At 60.0% G+C, this 23,384-nt stretch carries 21 protein-coding genes; 15 read left to right on the top strand and 6 right to left on the bottom strand.

Features of this window, described 5'->3' with window-relative positions; translation table 11 throughout:
- The first annotated feature begins 101 nt into the window (after positions 1-101).
- The 8 genes from G5171_RS17650 to mltB all read left to right on the top strand — a co-directional run bounded on the left by G5171_RS17650 (position 102) and on the right by mltB (position 8,985).
- Positions 102-776 carry a DUF1499 domain-containing protein gene (locus G5171_RS17650; protein ID WP_216977405.1) on the top strand — a complete coding sequence of 225 codons (675 nt, stop codon included), beginning with the start codon at positions 102-104 and terminating at the stop codon, positions 774-776.
- A gap of 25 nt (positions 777-801) precedes the next feature.
- Positions 802-1,383, top strand: coding sequence for a carboxymuconolactone decarboxylase family protein (locus tag G5171_RS17645; protein WP_021231092.1), 582 nt, complete (start codon positions 802-804; stop codon positions 1,381-1,383).
- Positions 1,383-3,536 carry an FAD-dependent oxidoreductase gene (locus G5171_RS17640; protein WP_421260507.1) on the top strand — a complete coding sequence of 718 codons (2,154 nt, stop codon included), beginning with the start codon at positions 1,383-1,385 and terminating at the stop codon, positions 3,534-3,536. The genes G5171_RS17645 and G5171_RS17640 overlap by 1 nt, the downstream gene beginning before the upstream one ends.
- A gap of 17 nt (positions 3,537-3,553) precedes the next feature.
- On the top strand, positions 3,554-4,753 hold the full coding sequence (locus tag G5171_RS17635; RefSeq protein ID WP_421260506.1) for an ABC transporter substrate-binding protein: 1,200 nt from the start codon (positions 3,554-3,556) through the stop codon (positions 4,751-4,753).
- 77 nt (positions 4,754-4,830) lie between these two features.
- Positions 4,831-6,465 (top strand): ABC transporter permease, encoded by a 1,635-nt coding sequence (locus G5171_RS17630; protein WP_421244634.1) that lies wholly within the window; start codon positions 4,831-4,833, stop codon positions 6,463-6,465.
- A 23-nt stretch (positions 6,466-6,488) separates the two neighbouring features.
- Positions 6,489-7,139, top strand: coding sequence for an ATP-binding cassette domain-containing protein (locus tag G5171_RS17625; protein WP_227340868.1), 651 nt, complete (start codon positions 6,489-6,491; stop codon positions 7,137-7,139).
- A gap of 16 nt (positions 7,140-7,155) precedes the next feature.
- The gene (locus G5171_RS17620; RefSeq protein ID WP_042010154.1) at positions 7,156-7,770 is read left to right on the top strand and encodes a CDP-alcohol phosphatidyltransferase family protein; all 615 of its coding nucleotides are present in this window, start codon (positions 7,156-7,158) and stop codon (positions 7,768-7,770) included.
- A gap of 132 nt (positions 7,771-7,902) precedes the next feature.
- Positions 7,903-8,985, top strand: coding sequence for a lytic murein transglycosylase B (mltB, locus tag G5171_RS17615; protein ID WP_421244633.1), 1,083 nt, complete (start codon positions 7,903-7,905; stop codon positions 8,983-8,985).
- Positions 8,986-9,087: 102 nt separating this feature from the next.
- Here mltB and pgm read toward each other — a convergent pair whose 3' ends face one another.
- Together pgm and seqA are read right to left on the bottom strand one after the other, a co-directional pair.
- Entirely contained in the window at positions 9,088-10,737 is a 1,650-nt protein-coding gene (gene pgm, locus G5171_RS17610; protein WP_106843191.1) for a phosphoglucomutase (alpha-D-glucose-1,6-bisphosphate-dependent), read from the bottom strand.
- 58 nt (positions 10,738-10,795) lie between these two features.
- Positions 10,796-11,305 (bottom strand): replication initiation negative regulator SeqA, encoded by a 510-nt coding sequence (gene seqA / locus G5171_RS17605; protein ID WP_421208099.1) that lies wholly within the window; start codon positions 11,303-11,305, stop codon positions 10,796-10,798.
- Between the two features lie 274 nt (positions 11,306-11,579).
- Here seqA and G5171_RS17600 point away from each other — a divergent pair, with 274 nt between their 5' ends.
- From G5171_RS17600 to fldA, 4 genes are read left to right on the top strand one after another with little or no spacing between them, the layout of a single operon-like run.
- Entirely contained in the window at positions 11,580-12,362 is a 783-nt protein-coding gene (locus tag G5171_RS17600; RefSeq protein ID WP_421260505.1) for an alpha/beta fold hydrolase, read from the top strand.
- 55 nt (positions 12,363-12,417) lie between these two features.
- Positions 12,418-12,639 carry a DUF2788 domain-containing protein gene (locus G5171_RS17595; protein ID WP_005334296.1) on the top strand — a complete coding sequence of 74 codons (222 nt, stop codon included), beginning with the start codon at positions 12,418-12,420 and terminating at the stop codon, positions 12,637-12,639.
- A 20-nt stretch (positions 12,640-12,659) separates the two neighbouring features.
- Positions 12,660-12,956, top strand: a complete 297-nt coding sequence (ybfE, locus tag G5171_RS17590; RefSeq protein WP_005334297.1) for a LexA regulated protein — start codon at positions 12,660-12,662, stop codon at positions 12,954-12,956.
- A gap of 39 nt (positions 12,957-12,995) precedes the next feature.
- The gene (gene fldA, locus G5171_RS17585; RefSeq protein ID WP_005334298.1) at positions 12,996-13,520 is read left to right on the top strand and encodes a flavodoxin FldA; all 525 of its coding nucleotides are present in this window, start codon (positions 12,996-12,998) and stop codon (positions 13,518-13,520) included.
- Between the two features lie 90 nt (positions 13,521-13,610).
- On the opposite strand, the gene G5171_RS17580 is transcribed toward fldA, so the two are convergent.
- Positions 13,611-14,084 carry a DUF4442 domain-containing protein gene (locus G5171_RS17580; RefSeq protein WP_005334300.1) on the bottom strand — a complete coding sequence of 158 codons (474 nt, stop codon included), beginning with the start codon at positions 14,082-14,084 and terminating at the stop codon, positions 13,611-13,613.
- 241 nt (positions 14,085-14,325) lie between these two features.
- On the opposite strand from G5171_RS17580, the gene fur reads away from it, so the two are divergent.
- Positions 14,326-14,754 (top strand): ferric iron uptake transcriptional regulator, encoded by a 429-nt coding sequence (gene fur / locus G5171_RS17575; protein ID WP_005334301.1) that lies wholly within the window; start codon positions 14,326-14,328, stop codon positions 14,752-14,754.
- A 116-nt stretch (positions 14,755-14,870) separates the two neighbouring features.
- On the opposite strand, the gene glnS is transcribed toward fur, so the two are convergent.
- The 3 genes from glnS to nagE all read right to left on the bottom strand — a co-directional run bounded on the left by glnS (position 14,871) and on the right by nagE (position 21,151).
- Entirely contained in the window at positions 14,871-16,532 is a 1,662-nt protein-coding gene (gene glnS, locus G5171_RS17570) for a glutamine--tRNA ligase (RefSeq protein WP_201955650.1), read from the bottom strand.
- A gap of 355 nt (positions 16,533-16,887) precedes the next feature.
- On the bottom strand, positions 16,888-19,551 hold the full coding sequence (locus G5171_RS17565; RefSeq protein WP_421251101.1) for a beta-N-acetylhexosaminidase: 2,664 nt from the start codon (positions 19,549-19,551) through the stop codon (positions 16,888-16,890).
- A gap of 121 nt (positions 19,552-19,672) precedes the next feature.
- Positions 19,673-21,151 carry an N-acetylglucosamine-specific PTS transporter subunit IIBC gene (nagE, locus tag G5171_RS17560; RefSeq protein WP_005344423.1) on the bottom strand — a complete coding sequence of 493 codons (1,479 nt, stop codon included), beginning with the start codon at positions 21,149-21,151 and terminating at the stop codon, positions 19,673-19,675.
- Between the two features lie 273 nt (positions 21,152-21,424).
- Between nagE and nagB the strand changes: the two genes are divergently transcribed.
- Both nagB and nagA read left to right on the top strand, forming a co-directional pair.
- Positions 21,425-22,225: a glucosamine-6-phosphate deaminase gene (gene nagB, locus G5171_RS17555; RefSeq protein WP_041208406.1), complete on the top strand. Its 801-nt coding sequence runs from the start codon at positions 21,425-21,427 to the stop codon at positions 22,223-22,225.
- Positions 22,226-22,234: 9 nt separating this feature from the next.
- A complete protein-coding gene (nagA, locus tag G5171_RS17550) occupies positions 22,235-23,380 on the top strand; it encodes an N-acetylglucosamine-6-phosphate deacetylase (RefSeq protein WP_216954161.1) in 1,146 nt (381 codons plus the stop codon).
- The last annotated feature ends 4 nt before the right edge of the window (positions 23,381-23,384 follow it).

Genomic DNA, 23,384 nt, shown 5'->3' with positions numbered 1-23,384 from the left:
TGACCAAAACCACGCCAAACTCGCATCAATTTACTAACGTTATCAGGCAATTAAGTTTATCCTTCTCGGCATTGTCCACATTCGACGATGGATCCCGTGCTATGCCCCGCTCTTGCTTGTGGCCCCTGCTGGCCTGGTTACTCCCGCTCGCTGGCGCCCTCGGCAGCCGCTTTCATCTCTGGCCCTGGTGGATCGGTTTTGCGATCTGTCTCATCGGAGCCCTTGTCTCCCTGATCTTGCTGGTACGCCTACCCTGGAGCCGCAACCGCTACGCCAGCGGCCTTGGCGCCTTGCCACTGCTGCTACCGCTGACCTTTGTGGCACAGGCGCTGCGCATGCCGCTGATCAACGATGTGAGCACAGATCCCTACAATCCCCCCCAGCTACGCTGGGCGGCAGAGCTGAGAACCGCGCAGGATCTGCCAATAAATAGCGCCCCGCTGAAAGCAGTTGAGGCAAAACCCGGTCCTCTCTTTACCCATACCGCCCCCGAAGAGGTGGTTATTGAGGCTGAGGAGCTGATGCAGGAGCTGGGCTGGCAGGTACGACCCAGCCCCGACGGTCTGGATGCAGTGGTCACCACCGGCTGGTTCGGCTTTCAGGATGATGTGGCGCTGCGGGTCTTTGCTGGCCCCAAAGAGACCCGCATCGATATGCGATCAGCCTCCCGTCAGGGGCAAAGCGATCTGGGCACCAACCGGGCGCGGATCGAGGATTTCCTGACCCGCCTGAACGAGCGCCTCGGCCAGGCCTACAAACCCAATTTGAAACCGTAAGTGTGAAACAACAAGAAGGTAACTGATGCGCGTTGAGGTCAAACCCGACCGGGAATATGCCTGGTTTATCCGCCCCTTTTTCTGGCTGCAAAAGCGCAACTATGGTCAGGTGCTTATTCCGGGCAAGTGCTGGGGCCGCTCGCCGCGCCTCTTTGCCGCCGTCGCCACCCTCTATGGCGTCATCAACCGCAAGCGCTCCCCCATAGATCCCGTGCTGCGCTCGCTGGTGACGGTGCGGGTCTCCCAGCTCAACTGGTGCCGTTTTTGCGTCGACATCAACGCCATGACCTTGGTAAAGAGAGCCGGTTCCAGCGAGAAAGTGGAGGCGCTGGCCAACTGGCGCGAAAGCCCCTTGTTTGACGAGCGGGAAAAAGCGGTGCTCGACTATACCGAAGCGATGACTGGCCTCGATGGGGTCAGCGATGAGCAGGCCGCCCGCCTCAAGCCCTGGTTTGACGACGACGCCATGGTGGAGCTGACCGGCCTCATCGCCTTCCAGAACATGTCGGCCAAGTTCAACGCCGCCCTCGATATCGCCCCGCAGGGCTTCTGCCAGCTGCCGGTGCAACCGGAACGCCCTGCCCAGCCAGACAGCAAGGACGCCTGATGAACCGGACCCGCCTGCTGCTTGCACTGGTGATGGGGAGCCTTATCGGCACCTTTTTTGCCCTCGATCTTGGCCGTTACCTCACTCTGGACGCCTTGCAGGCCCAGCAGGCGGCAGTGGCGCAATGGGTCGACGGCCACTTTGTCTCGGCCAGCCTGCTGTTCGTGCTTATCTATGTGCTGAGCACCGCCCTATCCCTACCCGGCGCCAGCTTGCTCACACTGGGTGGCAGCGCTGTGTTCGGCGTCGGCTGGGGGCTACTGCTGGTCTCTTTCGCCAGCACCCTAGGCGCAACCCTGGCTTTTCTCAGCGCCCGCTTTCTGCTGCGCGACTGGGTCGAGCGGCGCTTTGGCGACAAGCTGGCCACCTTTCAGTCCGGCATGGCGAAGGAGGGGGCCTTCTATCTGCTCAGCCTGCGCCTCATCCCCATCTTCCCCTTCTTTTTGGTCAATCTGCTGATGGGGCTCACCCCCATCAGAGTCAGCACCTACTACTGGGTCAGCCAGCTTGGCATGCTGCCCGGCACCTTCGTCTATGTGCTGGCGGGCAGCGAGCTTGGCCAGTTAACCAGCACCGGCAATATCCTCTCCCCCGGCCTGATGGTCGCGTTGACCCTGCTGGGGCTGATGCCCTGGCTGGTCAAGAAATTGACCGACAAGCTCGCGCTGCGCCGCTTGCTCTCCCCCTACCGCAAACCCGCTCGCTACGACTACAACCTGCTGGTGATCGGTGCCGGTGCAGGTGGGCTGGTCACCAGCTATATCGCGGCAGCGGTGAAGGCCAAGGTGGCGCTCATCGAGAAACACAAGATGGGGGGCGATTGCCTCAATAGCGGCTGTGTCCCCTCCAAGGCATTGATCCGAAGCGCCCGCTTTGCCGCAGAGCAGCGTAAAGCCGACGAGCTGGGCTTTAGCCCAAGCCACTCCCGCGCCGATTTTGCCGCCGTGATGGAGCGGGTGGCTGAGGTTATCAAGGAGGTCGAGCCCCACGACTCCATAGAGCGCTATCAGGTGCTTGGAGTGGAATGCATCGAAGGGGAGGCGCGGCTGGTCTCTCCCTGGGAGGTGGAGGTTAACGGCCAGCGCCTTGCCAGCCGCCATATCGTTATCGCCACCGGCGCCCGGCCGCTGGTGCCCAAGCTGCCGGGGCTGGATCAGGTGCCTTACCTCACCTCGGATAGCCTCTGGCAACTGCGCACCCCGCCGCGCCGCCTACTGGTGCTGGGCGGTGGCCCTATCGGCTGCGAGCTGGCCCAGAGCTTCGCCCTGCTCGGCATTCCCGTGACCTTGGTGGAACTCTCGGAGCAACTGCTGCCCCGCGAAGAGAGAGAGGTAGCCGACGCCCTGGCCGGGCAGATGAGCCGAGATGGCGTGCGGCTACTCACCGGCTGGCGCGCCGAACGAGCCGACTATCTGCCCGCAGCCGAGAGGGATCTTCCCATCCGGCTGCAACTGCGCCGGGGCGATGAGACACAAGTGGTTGAAGGGGATCAACTGCTGCTGGCACTGGGTCGGGTCGCCAACGTCAGCGGCTTCGGGCTCGAAGCGTTGGGGGTCGAGCTGGCCCCCCGCGGCACCATAGCGGTCGATGGCTTCCTTGCCACCAACTTCCCCAGCATACTGGCGGTAGGAGACGTAGCGGGCCCTTACCAGTTCACCCACTTCGCCGCCCATCAGGCCTGGTATGCGGCGGTCAATGCCCTGTTTGGTCAGTTCAAGCGCTTTCGGGCCGACTATCGGGTCATTCCGGCGGCCACCTACACCACGCCGGAGATTGCCCGGGTTGGCCTCAATCGCAAGGAAGCCGAGGCGCAGGGGATTCCCTTCGAGGCGACCCGCTTCGAGCTGGCCGAGCTGGACAGAGCCATCGCCGATGGGGAGCGCCACGGTTTTGTCGAGGTGCTGACCGTGCCGGGCAAGGATACTATCCTTGGCGCCACCATAGTGGGCACTCACGCCGGTGAACGGATCGCCGAGTTCGTGCTCGCCATGCGTCACCGCCTCGGCCTTGGCAAGATCCTCGGCACCATTCACGCCTATCCCACCCTGATGGAGGGGAACAAATATGTGGCGGGTGAATGGAAACGGGCCCACCAGCCCACCCGGGTGCTGGCGTTGCTGACCCGTTATCACCGCTGGCGCCGTGGCGCCTGACAATCAGGGAAACGTTTATGCTCAAGCCATTCTCACAACTCAACTCACAGCTCAAACAGCGGCTAAACGCCCTGCTGTGCGCCCTGCCACTACTGGCCAGCGGCTCGCTGTTGGCGGCCAATCCAGACGGTAACTGGCAACAGACCCTTGAGGAGGCGAGGGGACAGACCGTCTACTTCAACGCCTGGGGCGGCAGCCCGGAGATCAACGCCTATCTGGTGTGGGCCGGGCAGGAGCTGGCGCGCGACTATCAGGTCAAGCTGGTGCAGGTGAAGGTGGATGACATCGCCCAGAGCGTCAGCCAGTTGCTGGCCAACAAGCAGGCGGGCAAACAGGTAAACGGCCCCATCGATCTGCTCTGGGTGAATGGCGAGAACTTCAAGGCGCTCAAGGAGCAGGGGCTGCTTGGCGCTCCCTTTACCGCCGAGCTACCCAACATGGCGCTGGTCGACAGCAGCCTGCCGGTGAGTGAGGACTTCACCCTGCCGGTAGAAGGGCTGGAAGCCCCCTGGGGCATCGGCCAGCTCAATCTGATGGTCGACACCGAAGAGGTCGCCAGAGCGCCCACCTCGGCAGCAGCCCTGCTGGCGTGGGCCAAGGCCCATCCCGGTCGCTTCACCTACCCCAAGCCGCCCCAGTTCCATGGCTCCAGCTTTCTCAAGCAGATCCTGCTGGAGTTGACGCCAGACCCCGCCCCCCTCTATCGGGAGGCGACCGATACCGAGTTTACCCAACTCACCGCCCCGCTCTGGGCCTGGCTCGATGAGCTGCATCCGGCACTCTGGCGCAAGGGCAAACTGTTCCCCACCAGCGCCGCCGAAACCCGCCAGTTACTCGATGATGGCGAACTGGCCATGGCCATCAGCTTCAATCCGCAGGAGGCGCAGAGCGCCGCCCAGATTGGCGCCCTGCCCCCCAGCGTGGAAGCGGTAGCCATGGAGAAAGGGGCGCTCACCAACAGCCATTTTCTCGCCATCCCCTTTAACGCCAGTGCCCGTGCGGGTGCCAAGGTGGTGGCCAACTTCCTGCTGAGCCCGGCGGCGCAGGCGCGCAAGGCCAATCCGGCCTTCTGGGGTGATCCCAGCGTGCTGCGGGCCGGTGCCCTGCCTGACCCCGCCAAGGGGCAACCGGCACTGCGCTTCAAAGCGGTGGCCGAGCCTCACCCCAGCTGGCAGCTCAAGCTGGAAGCGGCCTGGGCCGAGCGTTACGGTCACTGATGAGTGCCGCTGGTCACCCGCTTTCCCGCTCCCGACCGTGGCGCCAGTTGACACGCCACCCCACTATGAGTACGGGGATGGCGGTCATTTATCTGGCACTCTTCGTCATCCCATTGCTGGCGGGGCTGTGGCAACTGCTGGCGGAGGGGATGGCCGCCTCTCATCTCGCCTTGCTGCTCGCCCAACCCGGTCTTTGGCACTCAGCAGCACTGAGCCTGTGGATTGGCGCCGCCTCGACCCTTGGCAGCCTGCTGTTGACCGCCCTGCTGCTGGCCCACAGCGACAGCCGGGCTTTCGGGCTGCTCCGTCGCCTGCTCTCGCCTATGCTGGCCATGCCCCACGTCGCCTTTGCCATCGGCTTTGCCTTTCTGCTCGCCCCCTCCGGCTGGCTGCTGCGGCTCCTCTCGCCAGCTCTAACGGGGTTTGATCTTCCCCCCGATTGGCAAACCATTCGGGATCCTTGGGGGCTCGGGCTGATTGCACTGCTCGTTTTCAAGGAGACCCCCTTTTTGCTGCTGATGGCGATGGCCGCGCAGCAACCCATCCAGCTGGCACGCCAGCAGTGGCTGGGGACAAGCCTTGGCTTCAGCGCCCCCCAGATCTGGTGGCGCCTGCTGCTGCCCGCCCTCTGGCCTGCCCTGCGCCTGCCCATCTATGCGGTGGCGGCCTACGGAGTGGCGGTGGTGGATCTCGCCCAGCTGCTCGGGCCTGACACCCCCGCCCCGCTGGCGGTACGGCTGTGGCTTTGGTATCAGGATCCGGATCTGCTCTGGCGCGGCGCCACCGCCAGCGGCGCCCTGCTGCTGCTCGCTATCACGGCGCTGCTGATCGCCATGCTCAGATTACTGGAGTGGCTTCATCAAGAGGTGGGCAAAGGCTGCTGGCTCGATGGCAAACGAGCTGCGTCCCACTCCTTTGCCAACCGGCTCGCAGCAGGCTCTGCACTCACTCTGATCACCCTCAATCTGGCGGTGCTGGCGGCCCTGCTACTCTGGTCACTGGCGCGCCGCTGGCCCTTTCCCGCCCTCTGGCCCAGCCAGTGGCGCAGTCATTACTGGCTGGATCTGCTGCCAACCCTGCTGCCACTGCTGGCAACCAGCGTACTGCTGGCGCTGGTGAGCGGCTTGCTGGCACTGATGATGGCGGTGTGTAGTCTGGAGGCGCAAGCCGGGCGCCGCCCCTGGCCGCTCTGGCTCATCTGCCTGCCGCTGTTGCTGCCACAGGCGAGCCTGCTGTTTGGTATCCGGCTCGGGTTGGACTGGCTTGCACATGACTCGATAAGCAGCGGCATTGGCTGGGGCTGGGTGCTCTGGAGCCAGCTGCTGTTTGTCTTTCCCTATGTCTATTTGTGTCTGCACGGCCCCTATCGCCAGTTCGATCCACGGATCACCCAGAGCGCCCTGCTGCTGGGGGCAACGCCATGGCGAGCCTGGTGGCAAGTGAAAGCGCCGCTGCTGGCGCGCCCGCTGCTGTTTGCCTTCAGCGTCGGGGCGGCGGTGAGTTTGGCCCAGTATCTGCCGACCCTGCTCTTTGGTGCTGGCAGAGTGGTCACCATCACCACCGAAGCGGTGGCCATCGGCAGCGGCCTCAACCGGCGGCTGGCGGGGCTCTACGGCCTGCTGCAACTGCTGCTGCCGCTCGTTATCTATCTGCTGGCGCTATGGCTGCCAGCGCGGATCAATCCGGCGCTCAAGGGGGGCGGCTCACGATGAACTCTCACGATGGAAACAGCCATATGCTGAGCACCACGCCTCTTCGACTTTACCTTGATGAAAATCTGCTGCTTTCGCTGCCCCCCCTGCAGGTGGCCCCCGGCGAGGTATTGACCCTGATGGGGCCAAGCGGCTGCGGCAAAAGCTCCCTGCTGGCGGGGCTGGCCGGGGTACTACCGAGCGCGCAGACAGAAAATGGCCCGATCCGGCTGGAGGGGGAGATAAGGCTCGGCGAGCGGCCACTCAACACCTTGCCTGCGCAAGCGCGGCGCATCGGCATGCTGTTTCAGGATGACCTGCTGTTCGACCATCTGACAGTGGCGGAGAACCTGATGTTCGGCATGCCTGCGATCATCAAGGGAAAACGTGCGCGGCGGGAAAAGGCGCTGACCGCATTGGCACAGGTCGCACTGGCGGATCAGGCTGACAAGCTGCCACAACTGTTGTCAGGGGGTCAGCGAGCGCGGGTCAGTCTGCTGCGGGCGCTGTTGGCGGAACCCGACGCCCTGCTGCTGGACGAGCCCTTCTCCCGCCTCGACAAGCCGCTGCGGGCCGCCTTTCGCGAGCTGGTGTTCGCGCAGATCAAGGCGCTGGCCATCCCCGCCATCTTGGTGACCCACGATGCGGAAGACGCACCGGGCACCATACTCAACCTCACCGAATGCCACTGTTAACCGAGGAGTGTTCACCTTGTTTGATCGCCATCTGATCCCCGTGATCCGCAGCCCCCTCACCCAGCTTGCCAAACCGCTCTGCCGCGCCGGGATCAGTGCCAATCAGGTGAGCCTCACCGGCTTTGCCATCGGCATGTTGGCGCTGCCGCTACTGGCCTTTGGCTGCTATCAATGGGCGCTCGCAGCCATTCTGCTCAACCGGCTGCTGGACGGGCTCGATGGCGCCGTGGCGCGGGAAACCGGCATCACCGACTGCGGCGGCTTTCTCGACATCACCCTCGACTTTATTTTCTACGCCGCCGTGGTGCTGGGCTTTGCCCTCGCCGCCCCCGCCAATGCGCTGCCCGCCGCCACCCTGCTGTTTGCCTTTATGGGCACCGGCTCGAGCTTTCTGGCGTTTGCCATCATGGCGGGCAAGCGGGGCATCGACAATCCGGTCTACCACCACAAATCCCTCTACTATCTGGGCGGCCTCACCGAGGGGAGCGAGACCATCGCCCTCTTTGTGCTGATGTGCCTGTGGCCCGCCGCCTTCGCCCCGCTCGCCTACGGCTTTGCCCTGCTCTGCGCCATCACCACCCTGACCCGACTCTGGAGCGGCTACCACACCCTGCGTCCCCCCCAGCCCTAAACAGCACAGCCCTCACAGAAGGGCTAATCCATCGCACGATGAATTGGCGGCAAACAAGGCGCACGGAACACTTGCACGGGGATGGCATTGTTTTACCATGACGACACTTTTATCAGTCTCTTTGAGAACCCTATGCGTCGCCTTGCCTCTCTTCTCACTCTGTCGTTATTCCCCCTGCTCGGTGGCTGCAGCAGCGCCCCCGCGCCAAAGCCCGTGGTCGTCCCCCAACCCAAGAGCGCCTTTATCAATCAGGCGCCATCCAGCAAACCCGTTTATACACAAGGGGTTAGCAAGGGGGACTTCGCCAATCGCCCCAACGTGGACCGGTTCGTCCAGAAAATGGTCGAGAAGCACGGTTTTGACAACGCCCAGCTGCATCGGGTGCTGGCACAGGCAGAGCGTTACGACTGGATCATCCGCCTGATGGATGCCCAGGCACCGACCACCCCCAAGCCCACTGGCCCGACCGGCGCCTGGAACCGCTATCGCGCCAAGTTCATCACCCCCGACAACGTACAGAACGGCGTCAACTTCTGGCGTGAATACGCAAGCGAGCTGAACCGGGCGGAGCAGATCTACGGGGTGCCGCCGGAGATCATCGTCGGCATTATCGGGGTCGAGACCCGCTGGGGCCGGGTTATGGGCAAGACCCGCATTCTGGATGCACTGGCCACCCTGGCGTTTGATTACCCGCGCCGCGCCGAATTCTTCACGAGCGAATTGGAAGCCTTCCTGGTGATGACCCGCGATGAGGGGATGGATCCCACCGAACCCAAGGGCTCCTATGCGGGCGCCATGGGCTACGGCCAGTTTATGCCCTCCAGCTTCCAGCGCTATGCGGTGGACTTTGATGGCAACGGCCACACCAACCTGTGGGATCCGGTGGATGCCATCGGCAGCGTCGCCAACTACTTCAAGGCCCACGGCTGGGAGAAAGGGCAACCGGTGGCGGTGCGCAGTCAGGGCCAACTGCCCGGCTATGAGCATGGCTTCCAGACCCGCTACCCGGTCGCCACCCTGCGCCGCGCAGGGCTCACCCCCACCAGTAGCCTGGGCAACCACAACGAAGCGAGCCTGCTGCGCCTCGATGTCGGCACCGGCTACCAATACTGGTACGGTCTGCCCAACTTCTACACCATCACCCGATACAACCACAGCACTCACTACGCCATGGCGGTGTGGCAGCTGGGGCTGGCGGTGAAGGCGGCGCGCTGATAACTCGCTGGCATAAAACAGACAATGAAAAAGGAGCCATCATGGCTCCTTTGTTATATCCAACGTTCCACCTCATCAGGGGCTCAAGGATGGCTACCTGATTTAGACGCCTGCCTTGGCCAGCGCAGCAGAGACGATCTGCTGGGCCTCTTGCTGGATGAGGTCGAGGTGCGCGTCGCCCTTGAAGCTCTCCATATAGATCTTGTAGATGGACTCGGTGCCGGAGGGGCGCGCCGCGAACCAGCCGTTCTCGGTCACCACCTTGAGACCGCCGATGGCGGCATCGTTGCCCGGCGCCTTGGTCAACTTGGCGATGATGGGCTCACCGGCCAGGGTTGAGGCTTCCACCAGTGCCGGATCCAGCTTGGAGAGCACCGCTTTCTGGGCACTGTTGGCCGGTGCGTCGATACGACGATAGCTGGAGCGGCCAAACTTGGCTTCCAGTGCGTCGTAATGAGCCTGCGGATCCTTGCCGGTGACCGCCAGAATTTCCGCCGCCAGCAGCGCCAGAATGAAGCCATCCTTGTCAGTGGTCCAGACGGTGCCATCTTTGCGCAGGAAGGAGGCGCCCGCGCTCTCCTCGCCACCAAAGCCGAACTCGCCGCTGTAGAGGCCATCCACGAACCACTTGAAGCCGACCGGCACCTCTTTGAGGGTGCGGCCAATCTCGCCGGCAACCCGGTCGATCATGGAGGAAGAGACCAGCGTCTTGCCGACGGCCGCATCCGCAGACCAGCCGGTGCGATGGGTAAACAGATACTGGATTGCCACCGCCAGATAGTGGTTCGGGTTCATCAGGCCGGACTTGGTAACGATGCCGTGACGGTCGTAGTCAGGGTCGTTGCCAAGGGCGATGTCGAACTTGTCCTTGAGCGCGATCAGACTGGCCATGGCGAACGGGCTGGAGCAGTCCATCCGGATCTTGCCGTCTTTATCCAGGGTCATGAAGGAGAAGGTCGGGTCGACCTTGTAGTTCACCACCTCGATGTTCAGGCCGTAGGTCTTGGCGATGACGTCCCAGTAGGCGACGCCGGAGCCGCCCAGCGGATCGACACCGATCTTGATGCCTGCGTTCTTGATGGCGTCCATGTCCAACACGTTCTTCAGATCATCCACATAGGGGGTGACATAGTCGTGCAGGGCCACGAACGGGCTCTTGAGCGCCTCGGCGAACGGCATCCGTTTCACGCCAGCCAGACCCGCTTCCAGAATGGCGTTGGCACGGTCCTCGACCCACTTGGTGATCTCCCCTTCGGCGGGGCCACCGTGAGGCGGGTTGTACTTGAAGCCACCATCTTCCGGCGGGTTGTGGGACGGAGTGATCACCACGCCGTCAGCACGGGCAGCCGGTTTGCCTGCATTGTGGCGCAGGATGGCGTGAGAGATGACCGGGGTCGGGGTAAAACCGAGGCCAGCCTGAATGCGGGTTTCAACGCCGTTGGCGGCCAGCACTTCGACGGCGCTGGCAAAGGCAGATTCGGACAGGGCGTGAGTATCCATGCCGACAAACAGCGGGCCAGTGATACCGGCCTGCTGGCGATACTCCACCAGGGCCTGGGTCACTGCCAGAATATGGGATTCGGTAAAGGCACTGTGCAGGGCGCTGCCGCGGTGGCCGGAGGTACCGAAGGCAACTCGCTGCTCGGGGCGGCTCATGTCCGGCTTGTTGAGGTAGTAGGCGCTGACCAGACGGGGAATGTTGGTCAGGTCGCTTAAACGGGCCGGCTGACCGGCGTGGGAATGCTGAGCCATGGCGTTTTCCTTGCGTAATGGCGGCCTTGCCGGGCAAGGCCTGAGTCTTGAAAAACCGTTAGATTGCGCCGCACACCTGCGCGATCACCTCGTCGCCGTAACCCATGCTGCTCATCAGCTGGGCCACCATGTTCTGCTTGCGACTGGTGTTGGTGTTGGTGATTACCCAGAACGGGGTTTCCGGTACCGGCTTGGGCTTGGTGGTGCTGCCACTGGCGCGCAGAGCCTCGGGATCCCGCGAGAAATAGACGCGCTTGCGCCCCTTGATTTCGGTGGCCTGGGTAAACCCGACCGGATCATCCCGGTAGAGGGTACTCAGCACCTGCATGAAACGGTTGATAGACTTCTCTTCCTGCTGCAGCTCGCCAGAATCAAGCAGGGCTTGCAGCCCTTGCCGGGTGGCTACCGCACTGGGCTGCGCGACGGCAACGGGCTCGGCAACCGGCACACCTTGGTGAGCAGGCTGTTCCAGCAGACGGCGCAGGATATCGGAGGCACTCTCACCAATGTGCCGGGTCTGGCTGGCGATATAGAAGTAGAGATCGTCATCAAGCTCGATGGTTTTCATAGGGATGCGCTGGACTCGTCGAAATTCGGATGCGGCGATTATACATAGGCAAACCCGACAGCCCAAGCAAGGGGCTGGCAGATGTACATGAATCTCATCGAGAATACGGCATAATAGCGGCCCAAGTGTGTGATCAGCCGCACTGATAGCCGATCCGGACGGGATTTTTTAGAAAAAAAACCACATTTATTTCCCATCCGCTGGACGAAATCCTTTTCTTTCCAGTGCGTTAAATAAAACAGCGATACGCACTCACGACCGACAAGGTGTCATTTTGCAACAAAACAGCATATTGAACTTCAAGGAGCAGGGTCAGGGCCCGGCAGTCATTCTGATCCACGGCCTGTTTGGCAGCCTCGACAACCTCGGCCTGCTGGCCCGCGCCCTCGGCGAGCACTATCGGGTCATCAGCGTCGATCTGCGCAACCACGGTGCCTCCTTTCATAGCAGCGAGATGAGCTATCCGGCGCAAGCGGCCGACATCCTGACCCTGATGGATCGGCTGGAGATTGCCGAAGCCACCCTGATTGGCCACTCGATGGGTGGCAAGGTGGCGATGCAGGTCGCCAAGCTGGCGCCAGAGCGGGTGACCAAACTGGTGGTGGCCGACATGGCGCCGGTCGCCTATCCCCACTCCCGCCACCAGAATGTCTTTGCCGGACTCAACGCCACACGACGCACGCCGCCGCAAAGCCGCAGTGAAGCGGAAGCCATGCTGGCGCAACACATCGAGATCGCCGGGGTACGCCAGTTCCTGCTCAAATCGTTCGCCAGAGGCGAGCATGGCTGGGGTTGGCGCTTCAATGTGCCCGCCCTTGAGCAAAACTACGCCAACATCATGGGCTGGCCCGAGGATGAGCGCCGCTTCGAGGGGCCGGTGCTCTTTATCAAGGGGGGGGATTCTGACTATATGCAGCCCCAATACAGCGAGACGGCACTGGCTCAATTCCCGGCGGCAAAGGTGCGTGTCATCGCGGGTACCGGCCACTGGCTGCATGCGGAAAAACCGGCTCTGTTCAACAAATTGGTTGTGGATTTCCTGTCGACAGGCGGTTAACAGTTTCAAATCCTTTGTGATATAGTGCGCCCGTCATAAGGAGTGTGCGCAATCCATGCTAAGTGAACATATCGACCTGATCGAAAGTTTGGGCCTCAAGTTATTCTTTGTGGCCATTTTCATATTGATTGGCCTGGCCATTCAGGACGTGCTCAAGCGCGGCAACGTGCCCCGTTTCGGTCGTTTTATCGTCTGGTTGGTACTGTTTCTGGGTTGTGCGGGTTTTGTCGCCAAGGGGCTGATCGAACTGGGCTGGGAAGGCTCAGGACTCGGCTAACTTATTTTCATCTGTGATGTATGGCCAAACAGCAAACTGATCGAACAACACTGGATCTGTTCGCAAATGAGAAGCGCCCCGGCAGGCCAAAGACCAATCCACTCCCCCGCGAGACCCAGCTCAAGATCAACAAGCGTAACCAGCTTAAGCGCGATCGGGAAAATGGGCTGAAGCGGGTAGAGTTAAAGGTGGAGGCCGAGTTGCTGGAGCGCCTGAACCAACTTGCGTTACAACAGAACATCAGCCGAGCCGAGCTGATCCAATCTATCCTGAAACAACAGATTGAGTCCGCCTTTGCGGTGGACATTGCAGTCTGAGCGTTGAGCATTAACACCAAATACGGGTAACTAAACACTATGGCAAGTGTAGGTCTGTTTTTTGGCAGCGATACCGGTAACACCGAAGCTGTCGCCAAGATGATCCAGAAAGAGCTGGGCAAAAACCTGATTGAAGTCCGTGACATCGCCAAGAGCAGCAAGGCCGACATCGAGAGCTTTGATCTGCTGATGTTCGGCATCCCGACTTGGTACTACGGCGAAGCCCAGGCCGACTGGGACGACTTCTTCCCCGATCTGGGCGAAATCGACTTCACCAACAAGCTGGTCGCCATCTTCGGTTGCGGTGATCAGGAAGACTATTCCGAGTACTTCCTCGACGCCATGGGCACCCTGCGCGACATCGTCGAAGCCAAAGGCGCCATCATCATCGGTCACTGGCCGACTGCCGGCTACGAGTTCGAAGCCTCCAAGGCACTGGTCGATGACAAACACTTTGTCGGTCTGGGTATCGATGAAGATCGCCAGCCGGAGCTGACCGCCGAGCGCGTCAAGGGCTGGTGCAAGCAGCTGCACGAAGAGATGTGCCTGGGCGAGCTGGAGTAATCCGCCTCCCCTCATACCTCTGACAACAAGGGCCCCGACGGGGCCCTTGTTGTATCTGCTTGTTGCGATGCCTGCCTTTATTCTTCCCTGTTATTCACCTCTGTGCTCCGGTTTGGCCCGCACATAGAGGGTGCGCTTGACCTGCGCCACCAGCTCGCCGCTCTTATCTTGTACCGTCACCTCGAATTCGGGGAAATGCTTGTTGCCACCTTCAGTCGCCGCCACGATTTCGGCCAGCTTGCCCTCGGTCAGGTTGAACTCGGCCACCAGCTTGCCCTTGCCGGGCTTGATATAGTTGATGCTGCCCGCCTTGTCCCAGACGTAGTAGCGATTCTTGAAGTAGCCCATCAGCATCAGCGGATAGATGGGGTCCGTCATGGCAAACATGCTGCCGCCAAACTGGGTGCGGTTGGCGTTCTTGTTCCACCAGCGGGATTTGAGGGTCACCCGGCAGTAGCGAAAGTCATCGCTCAGGGTCTCTATCTTGATACCGGCGCCCCAGAAAGGGGGCCAGGCGTTGAGTGCGCGGCGCACCCAGGCCGCATTGTCAAAAAGCCAATCCATGGATCTCATCCGACCAGAATATGAAAGTTACATTTTATCAACATCTGCCATGCCAGCAAGTCGGACGACACGATTGATTATTTCAATCCAACCGGCCATTTATGGCTAAACCCCTTGAATTGCTGGGTTTATTTTTAGGGAGGCTACGACCTATAATGACAGGCCAAGCGAGTTCAAGGTTGCCATTCCTGCGGCAGTCCATCAGAATAACCCCACCTTCGAGAATGCGAATAAGTAGAATATGGCAGACAACAACCAAGCGTTAAAAAAGGCCGGGCTCAAGATCACCTTGCCCCGGGTCAAAATCCTGGAAATCCTGCAACAGCCGGACTGCCAGCACACCAGCGCCGAAGATCTCTATAAACGACTGATCGACCTGGGTGAAGAGATTGGTCTCGCTACCGTCTATCGCGTTCTCAACCAGTTTGATGATGCCGGTATCGTTACCCGTCACCACTTCGAAGGTGGCAAGTCAGTATTCGAGCTGGCCACTCAGGAGCACCACGACCACCTGGTTTGCCTCGACTGCGGCAAGGTGATCGAGTTCTCCGACGAAGTGATCGAACAGCGTCAGCGCGAGATCGCCAAAAAATTCAATATCCGTCTCACCAACCACAGCCTCTACCTCTACGGTCACTGTGCTACCGGTGAGTGCAAGCACGACGAATAAGTCGGCCGCGACTTGCAGATAACGGACAATAAAAAAGCCAGCTGATGCTGGCTTTTTTATTGTCCGGCGCAGGCCGCTGGCAGCACACAGGGCAGGGTCTCCCCTGCCCCATCGGCTTAGCCTTCTACCTTGCCCCAGGAGTCGCGCAGGGCAACGGTGCGGTTGAACACCAGATGTTCCGGGCTGGAGAGCTTGTTGTCGGCGCAGAAGTAACCTTCACGCTCGAACTGGTAAGCCTGCTCCGGCTTGGCGTTTTTCAGGGAGGCCTCGACACGGGCACCCTCGATGATCACCAGGGATTCCGGGTTCAGCGCGGCTTCAAAGTCATCCTCGGCGCCCGGGTTCGGCACCTTGAACAGACGATCGTAGAGACGCACTTCCGCTGGCAGAGAGTGAGTAGCGCTGACCCAGTGGATCACCCCTTTCACCTTGCGGCCATCGGCCGGATCCTTGCCCAGAGTCTCGGGATCGTAGGAGCAGTAGATGCAGGTGACTTTGCCATCGGCATCTTTCTCGATGCGCTCGGCCTTGATCACATAGGCATTGCGCAGACGCACTTCCTTGCCCAGCACCAGACGCTTGAACTGCTTGTTCGCCTCTTCTTTGAAGTCCGCTTCGTCGATGAAGATCTCGCGGGTGAAGTTCAGCTCGCGGGTACCCATCTCGGCATTGCTCGGGTGGGCCGGGGCCGTCAGCACTTCGTCGGCAGCCAGGTTCTCGATGACCACTTTCACCGGATGCAGCACGGCCATGGCGCGCGGGGCATGCTCGTTGAGGTCTTCACGGATGCAGGCTTCCAGCATGCTCATCTCGACGATGTTGTCCTGCTTGGTGACGCCAATGCGCTTGCAGAACTCGCGGATGGAGGCCGGGGTGTAACCACGACGACGCAGACCGGAGACGGTCAGCATGCGTGGGTCATCCCAACCATCGACGTGCTTCTCGGTCACCAGCAGGTTCAGCTTGCGCTTGGACATGACGGTGTATTCGAGGTTCAGACGAGAGAACTCGTACTGACGCGGGTGGCAGTCGATGGTGATGTTGTCCAGCACCCAGTCGTACAGACGACGGTTGTCCTGGAACTCCAGGGTACAGATGGAGTGGGTGATCCCTTCCAGCGCGTCCGAGATGCAGTGGGTGAAGTCATACATCGGGTAGATGCACCACTTGTCACCGGTCTGGTGGTGGTGGGCAAACTTGATGCGGTAGATAACCGGATCACGCATCACCATGAAGGGGGATGCCATGTCGATCTTGGCGCGCAGGCAGGCGGTGCCTTCGGCGAACTCGCCATTCTTCATCTTGGCAAACAGCGCCAGGTTCTCTTCCACGCTGCGATCGCGGAACGGGCTGTTTTTGCCCGGCTCAGTCAGGGTGCCACGGTACTCGCGCATCTGCTCGGGCGTCAGCTCGTCCACATAGGCCAGACCCTTTTCAATCAACTCGATGGCGTAGCCGTGCAGCTTGTCGAAATAGTCGGAGGAGTAGCAGATCTCGCCGTTCCACTGGAAGCCGAGCCACTGTACGTCCTGCTTGATAGACTCAACGTACTCGATATCTTCCTTCACCGGGTTGGTATCGTCAAAGCGCAGGTTGCACTGGCCCTGATAGTCGCGGGCGATGCCGAAGTTCAGGCAGATGGATTTGGCGTGGCCGATATGGAGATAACCGTTCGGCTCGGGCGGAAAACGGGTATGCACGCTGCTGTGCTTACCGCTGGCCAGATCTTCATCAATGATCTGACGAATAAAGTTAGTTGGGCTGTTCGCCTGACTCATGGCTCACCTCAAAAAAGCGTCACTGGCGGAAGTTGTGCCGGCTGGCACCCTCATCCCCCCGCCGTCAAGCCGGGTATGATCCCTTATTACGGGCGCTGTCTCAACCTGAATTTGGCACTTCCGGGCCATTTCCCGGCCATTGCACCGCTAAAAACGGCGTGGCTTGGCACATTGCACACAAAATGCATAAAAAAGCCCCGCACTGGGCGGGGCTGAAAGTGATGAAAAACACAAAACAGACAATTACACACAACAAAGGCTCACACGCACAGTCAACCTTTCCCAAACCCGATGCGCCATCGCCCTTGGGAAAGGCGGGTCTTGCGACCCACCTCATGTTAACGGTTGACTGCTATCAGTTCAGTTCGGTGACACGGCTGGTGCGCTTGCCATCGAAGCTGGTGGTACGCAGGTAGACCTTGCCATTCACGCTCGGCTTGGCCGCGGCGTCATAGGCACTCCAGTTGGTACCGTCCAGGCTGTACTGGATGGGCAGACCCGGCAGATCCACGTTCGCTTCCAGCACACCGTTCACTACCTTGGCACCCGGTACGGAGAGGCGGTATTCAACACCGGCCTGATCCAGTTTCGGCAGCACGCGCTGACCCAGTACGTTGGCAAACTGGTTCCACTCTTTGTTGAGGGTGGCCTTGTTGACGAACTTGGTCTCGCCGGAGAACTCACGACCCTTCACATAGTTCAGCTCGAAGCCACCTTTGTGCCAGGCACGCTCGGCCACGGAGAAGATACGCGGGTAGACCATGTACTCGTACTGAGCATCGGTACGCACGGTTTCACTCCACTGCTGACCGGAGATCCCCTTGAACTTGACCGGATCCTGGTCACCCTTGGCCACGAAGGCGTTGCCGTCGCGGTCAACCGAGGTCTCGGCGTTCTGTGGCAGGTTTTCCGGGGCGAAGGCAAACACCTTGCGAGTGTCGTTGAAACGGGTAGCCCAGTAGTAGCCACGCTCGGCCGGGTGTACTTCGTTCGGGAAGTCGAAGTAGAGGTAATCCGGGTTGGACAGCACCACTTGGTAACCCTTGTGCGCCCACTTCATCGCTTCGTTGAAGCCACCCCAGTAGAGGGTTTCCCAGAAGTTGACACGGGTGTTGTCGGTGGCGAAGTCCTTGGCACCGCTGGCGTACTTCAGACCATCTTCCCATGCCTGCAGGGTAGAGAAGCCGCGGTCTTTGACCATCTGGCCCACTTCCTTGGCGAAGTAAACCGGCAGCTCGCCCACTTCCTTGATCTTGCCTTCATCGATCATCTTCTGGCACATCGGGGACTTGCCAAACGGTTTGTCCTGCTTGCTGGAGTCGACGTTACCTTTCCAGGCGACCAGCTCTTCTTTCTTGGTGACGGCCGGATCCTGATAGCCACCGCCCTGCATGATGTTCTTCGCCTCATCACCACCGTAGTGCCATGCGGTCAGCGGCTGACCGGCGGCCTGGTGCATCTGGGCAACTTCATCCATTACCTTGGCCACGAAGGTGGCAGCACCTGGCTGGCAAGGGTTGATGAAGGACATCTTGTCGTAGAACTGGACTGAGGTGACGTTGGAGGTGTCAGCCGGATCAGTCAGACGGAACTGGTTGGCTTCCGCTTCTTTGCCTTCCGCCATCAGACGCTTGTAGCGCGCTTCCATGGAGACCACGGCAGCACGAGCGTGGGCCGGCATGTTAATCTCGGGGATCACGGTCACACCGCGGGCCTTGGCATAACGCACCAGATCCACGTAGTCAGACTTGCTGTAGAAACCGGAACCCTGGTTGTCGCTGGTCGGGCCGGAACCCAGTTGCGGCATCAGGCACTTGGTTTCGGACTCGTCGTGGCAACGCTGGCTACCGACCTGGGTCAGCTCCGGCAGACCCGGGATCTCCAGACGCCAGCCTTCATCGTTGGTCAGGCCAAGGTGCAGCACGTTGAGCTTCATGGCAGACATCTGGTCAACCAGCTTCTTCATGGTATCCAGACTGCGGAAGTGGCGGGCCACGTCGGTCTGCATGCCACGGTATTCAAAGCGCGGCGCATCCTCGACGGTCATCGGGCTCACCAGCTTGTCATCAACACCCAGCAGGGAGATCAGGGATTGTGCACCCCAGAATGCCCCGTCGATGTCGCGACCCTGGATCACGGTGCCCTTCTGACCGATGGTCATGTCATAGCCTTCAGCCTGCTTGAGCTTGCTGCCGAGCTTGATGGTCACCGGGTAGCCGGTGTCGGAGAGGGTAACACCCAGCTTGGTCAGTTGAGCCTTCAGGGCCTCGGCGCGATCGCTCGGCAAATCCAGGGCATTGAGCTTGATGGTAGAGAAGTCGATTTGCGGACCAGCTTTGACTACCTGCTTCATCGGGGTCGGCAGGATCTGGTTGTCAATCTTGCCAGCCGGCAGCAGGGTGCTGGTCTGGTTGGCCGCGAAACGGGTCTCGCTGTTCATCAGGATGTTCTTGTCATCCTTGGTACGCTTCCAGCCATCAGCCGGCATCGGCTTCTCGTAGGTGCTGGCGTCGTCGATATTGCTCATACTGGCCAGTACTTTCGGCTCGGCACCTTCGCTGGCGACATACCAGTTCGGCATAATGTCAGATTCGAACAATACCCAGTATTCCACCACCAGCGGCACTTCGACCGTGGCATCCTTGGCAAAGCCCTGGAACTTCTCGGTTGGCGTCAAACGATAGAGGTCGCCGGTCAGGTGAGCGATGGTGAACTGGTCGTTATCCACCCGCTGAATACGGCGAATGGAAGATACATAGATGCTCCAGTCTTTGGAGGTAACGTCAGCACCGGTATTGGTCAGGTGCAGCTTGGCCACACCGCAGCTCGCCCACTCGGAACCGAGCGCCTGGCAATCGAGGCCAGCACCGGCACCATCGTTGGTGACCACTTCATACTTGACCACCAGGTTGTTGGCGAGGGAATCGACCACGGCTTGCTTGGCTGCATCGGCCGCCTGGGCCTGGCTGACAAAAACGGTAGACATGGCAATGGCTAACAGAGAATGTTTCAAGTTCATAACTGCTGCTCTCATTTGAAGTAAAGGTTGGATTTTCTTGGCTTTTTTATATGGAGCCCCTAAGCGGGGCTCTCAGTTATGTCAACAATGGACTTAGACTTGAAGTGAGCGAGTCGCTCGATTAACGCAGGGCTTTCATCTCACCGGCGATGATTTCGGCCAATGGGCCCAGAATCACCTGCAGGTTCTGCTCACCGAGTTTGACCACACCGGCCGCACCCAGGGCTTTCAGCTTGCGCTCATCGACGATGCTGCGGTCTTTCAGAGTCAGACGCAGACGGGTGATGCAGGCATCGATGGAGACCAGGTTCTCTTGACCACCCAGCACTTCCAGGTACTGCTTGGCCAGCTCGGTACGGTTGGTAGATTGAGCAGCAGCCGGAGCTGTATCTTCATCTTCCTCACGACCCGGGGTTTTCAGGTTCAGCTTGGCAATCACGGCGCGGAATACCACGTAGTAGAGACCGAAGAAGACCAGACCCTGAGCAATCAGCATGTACCAGTTAGTCGCCAGCGGGTTACGGCTGGAGAGCACCATATCCACCAGACCGGCACTGAAACCGAAACCGGCCATCCAGTGCATGGAGGCAGCGATGAACACGGAGATACCGGTCAGCACTGCGTGGATGACATACAGAACCGGCGCCACGAACATGAAGGAGAACTCGAGCGGCTCGGTCACCCCGGTGAAGAAGGAGGCGAAAGCAGCTGCGATCATGATGGAGGCAACTTTCTCTTTGTTCTCTTTCTTGGCGGAGTGGTAGATGGCCAACGCAGCACCCGGCAGACCGAACATCATGATGGGGAAGAAGCCAGCCTGGTACATACCGACCACGCCTTTCACCTGATCCAGGCTCTTGCCAGCGGCCAGAGCGGCATCGATGGTAGCCTGACCACCCAGGAAGTTCGGGATGTCGTTGATACCGGCCACGTTGAACCAGAACACGGAGTTCAGGGCGTGGTGCAGACCGATCGGGATCAGCAGACGGTTGAAGAAGGCGTAGATACCGGCACCGGTAGAGCCCAGGCTGACGATGGATTCACCGAAACCAACCAGACCACCGTAGATTGCCGGCCACACGGCCATCAGGATGAAAGATACGATGATCATCACCACGGAGGTCACAATCGGTACCAGACGACGACCGGAGAAGAAGGAGAGCGCCTTGTGCAGCTCGACGCTACTGAAGCGGTTGTACAGTTCAGCGGCGATGACACCACACAGGATACCCACGAACTGGTTGTTGATCTTGCCGAATGCGGCAGGAACCTGTTCCAGCGGGATGCTCTTGATCTGGGCCACGGCACCCGGGCTCAGCAGAGTGGTCACGACCAGGAAGCCAACCAGACCTGCCAGGGCAGCAGAACCGTCTTTATCCTTGGACATACCGTAGGCGACACCGACTGCGAACAGTACGGACATGTTGTCGATAATGGCGGCACCCGCCTTGATCAGGAAGGCAGCCAGCGCACTGTCACCACCCCAACCATTCGGGTCAATCCAGTAGCCAACCCCCATCAGGATCGCTGCGGCAGGCAATACCGCTACCGGCACCATCAGGGCACGGCCGATCTTTTGCAAATAACCGAGAATGTTCACGGTTCCTCTCCTTAGTTAATGTTTTTCTAGAAATTAAGTGCTTATCACGTTTGACGCATAAGCCATCAAGGCTTGATTGGCAGTCTAGGACTTTTATTTCGCTGCGCAAATTAATAAACCAATAATCGTGATCTTTATCACCCAAACAAGATAAAGGTGGTGGATAGATGTGGCTTAGTCCGCAATCTTTATTTACGCTATAAAACAACTAGAATCCGTATTAGCCCATTGCCACCAGCAAACCGGTCGCAACCCGAAACAGAGGTATCCATCATGCGCCTGATCCCGTTGAAATCTGCCAGCCAAGTAGGCCTCTGGTCTGCCCGTTACATCGTTGACCGTATCAATGCGTTCAAACCGACTGCAGATCGTCCCTTCGTACTGGGCCTGCCCACCGGTGGCACGCCGCTCAATACCTACAAGCGCCTGATCGAGTTGCACAAAGCCGGTGAAGTGAGCTTCCAGAACGTGGTCACCTTCAACATGGACGAGTACGTCGGCCTGCCGGAAGATCACCCGGAGAGCTACCACAGCTTCATGCACAACAACTTCTTCAGTCACATCGACATTCGTCCCGAAAACATCAACATCCTCAACGGCAATGCCGAGGATCTGGTGGCCGAGTGCAAGCGCTACGAAGAGAAGATCAAGTCCTACGGCAAGATCCACCTGTTCATGGGTGGCGTGGGTAACGATGGTCACATCGCGTTCAACGAGCCGGCCTCTTCCCTCTCTTCCCGCACCCGGGTCAAGACCCTGACCGAAGACACCCGCATCGCCAACTCCCGCTTCTTCGGTGGCGACATGGAGCAGGTGCCCAAGCTGGCCCTGACCGTGGGTGTCGGCACCCTGATGGATGCGGAAGAGATCATGATCTTGGTCACCGGTCACGGCAAGGCACTGGCCCTGCAGGCCGCAGTGGAAGGCAGCGTCAACCACATGTGGACCATCTCTACCCTGCAACTGCATCCGAAGGGAATGATGGTGTGCGACGAGCCCTCCACCATGGAGCTCAAGGTCAAGACCGTTCGCTACTTCCAGCAACTGGAAGCCGCCAACATCGGCCGTCTGTAAGGAGTCGTCATGTACGCATTGACCAACTGCACCCTCTACACCAGCAGCTGCGTGCTAACCGGTTACGGGGTGCTTATCGAGGGCGACAAGATTGTCGCCATCTCTCACCAGGCCGAACTGCCTGCGGGCATCGAGCAGATTGACCTCAAGGGCGCCAACCTGACCGCCGGTTTTATCGACGTGCAGCTCAACGGCTGTGGCGGGGTGATGTTCAACACCGACATCACGGTCGAGACCCTGGCAACCATGCAGGCGGCCAACCTCAAATCCGGTACCACCAGCTTCCTGCCGACCCTGATCACCAGTCCGGATGCCGACATGAAGCAGGCCGTTGCGGTGACCCGTGATTACATGGCTGCACACCCCAACGAGGTGCTGGGCGTCCATCTGGAAGGGCCTTACACCAACCTCAAGCGCAAGGGGATCCACCCTGCCGCGCAAATTCGTCAGCCAGCGGACGAGATGATCGACTTCTTCTGCGCCAACGCGGATGCCATCACCAAAATCACCCTGGCACCGGAACGCAACGAGCCGGCCCATATCCGCCGTCTGGTGGAAGCGGGCATTCTGGTCTCGGCCGGTCACACTGCCGCCAGTTACGATCAGGCCATGGCCGGGTTTGATAACGGTATTCGCTTTGCGACCCACCTCTACAACGCCATGACCCCGACCCTCAACGGTCGCGAGCCGGGCGTCGTAGGCGCCATCTACGATCGCAAGGATGTCTACGCGGGCATCATCGTCGATGGCCACCATGTGCACTGGGCCAACGTGCGTCTGGCTCACAAGGCGCTGGGGGAGCGACTGGTGCTGGTCACCGATGCCACCGCAGCAGCCGGAGCGCCGGAAGGCTTTGAGAAATTTGATTTTTGTGGCACCACCGTCTTTTTACGCGATGGTCAGTGTGTCGACGAGAATGGTACACTCGGCGGTTCCTCCCTCACCATGATTGAGGGGGTGGAAAATCTGGTCAAGCAGGTCGGATTACCGCTCGATGAAGCACTGAGAATGGCCAGCCTCTACCCCGCTCGCGCCATTGGATGGGACTCACGTCTCGGTAGTATCCAGGTCGGTAAAGTAGCCAACCTCACTGTCTTCGATCAGGACTTCACGGTCCGTGGGACCGTGGTTAACGGACACTACACACAACAGTGACATC

It is taken from the genome of Aeromonas sp. 600774 (assembly GCF_049175075.1).
GTDB classification, from domain to species: Bacteria; Pseudomonadota; Gammaproteobacteria; order Enterobacterales; family Aeromonadaceae; genus Aeromonas; species Aeromonas veronii_A.
This window is presented reverse-complemented; position numbering and strand designations above follow the sequence as displayed.

Bases quoted from the DNA above. Each gene is read 5' to 3' on its own strand.
- G5171_RS17650 (WP_216977405.1), top strand. From the start codon at position 102: ATGCCCCGCTCTTGCTTGTGGCCCCTGCTGGCCTGGTTACTCCCGCTC.
- G5171_RS17645 (WP_021231092.1), top strand. From the start codon at position 802: ATGCGCGTTGAGGTCAAACCCGACCGGGAATATGCCTGGTTTATCCGC.
- G5171_RS17640 (WP_421260507.1), top strand. From the start codon at position 1,383: ATGAACCGGACCCGCCTGCTGCTTGCACTGGTGATGGGGAGCCTTATC.
- G5171_RS17635 (WP_421260506.1), top strand. From the start codon at position 3,554: ATGCTCAAGCCATTCTCACAACTCAACTCACAGCTCAAACAGCGGCTA.
- G5171_RS17630 (WP_421244634.1), top strand. From the start codon at position 4,831: ATGGCGGTCATTTATCTGGCACTCTTCGTCATCCCATTGCTGGCGGGG.
- G5171_RS17625 (WP_227340868.1), top strand. From the start codon at position 6,489: ATGCTGAGCACCACGCCTCTTCGACTTTACCTTGATGAAAATCTGCTG.
- mltB (WP_421244633.1), top strand. From the start codon at position 7,903: ATGCGTCGCCTTGCCTCTCTTCTCACTCTGTCGTTATTCCCCCTGCTC.
- pgm (WP_106843191.1), bottom strand. From the start codon at position 10,737: ATGGCTCAGCATTCCCACGCCGGTCAGCCGGCCCGTTTAAGCGACCTG.
- seqA (WP_421208099.1), bottom strand. From the start codon at position 11,305: ATGAAAACCATCGAGCTTGATGACGATCTCTACTTCTATATCGCCAGC.
- G5171_RS17595 (WP_005334296.1), top strand. From the start codon at position 12,418: ATGCTAAGTGAACATATCGACCTGATCGAAAGTTTGGGCCTCAAGTTA.
- ybfE (WP_005334297.1), top strand. From the start codon at position 12,660: ATGGCCAAACAGCAAACTGATCGAACAACACTGGATCTGTTCGCAAAT.
- fldA (WP_005334298.1), top strand. From the start codon at position 12,996: ATGGCAAGTGTAGGTCTGTTTTTTGGCAGCGATACCGGTAACACCGAA.
- G5171_RS17580 (WP_005334300.1), bottom strand. From the start codon at position 14,084: ATGGATTGGCTTTTTGACAATGCGGCCTGGGTGCGCCGCGCACTCAAC.
- fur (WP_005334301.1), top strand. From the start codon at position 14,326: ATGGCAGACAACAACCAAGCGTTAAAAAAGGCCGGGCTCAAGATCACC.
- glnS (WP_201955650.1), bottom strand. From the start codon at position 16,532: ATGAGTCAGGCGAACAGCCCAACTAACTTTATTCGTCAGATCATTGAT.
- G5171_RS17565 (WP_421251101.1), bottom strand. From the start codon at position 19,551: ATGAACTTGAAACATTCTCTGTTAGCCATTGCCATGTCTACCGTTTTT.
- nagB (WP_041208406.1), top strand. From the start codon at position 21,425: ATGCGCCTGATCCCGTTGAAATCTGCCAGCCAAGTAGGCCTCTGGTCT.
- nagA (WP_216954161.1), top strand. From the start codon at position 22,235: ATGTACGCATTGACCAACTGCACCCTCTACACCAGCAGCTGCGTGCTA.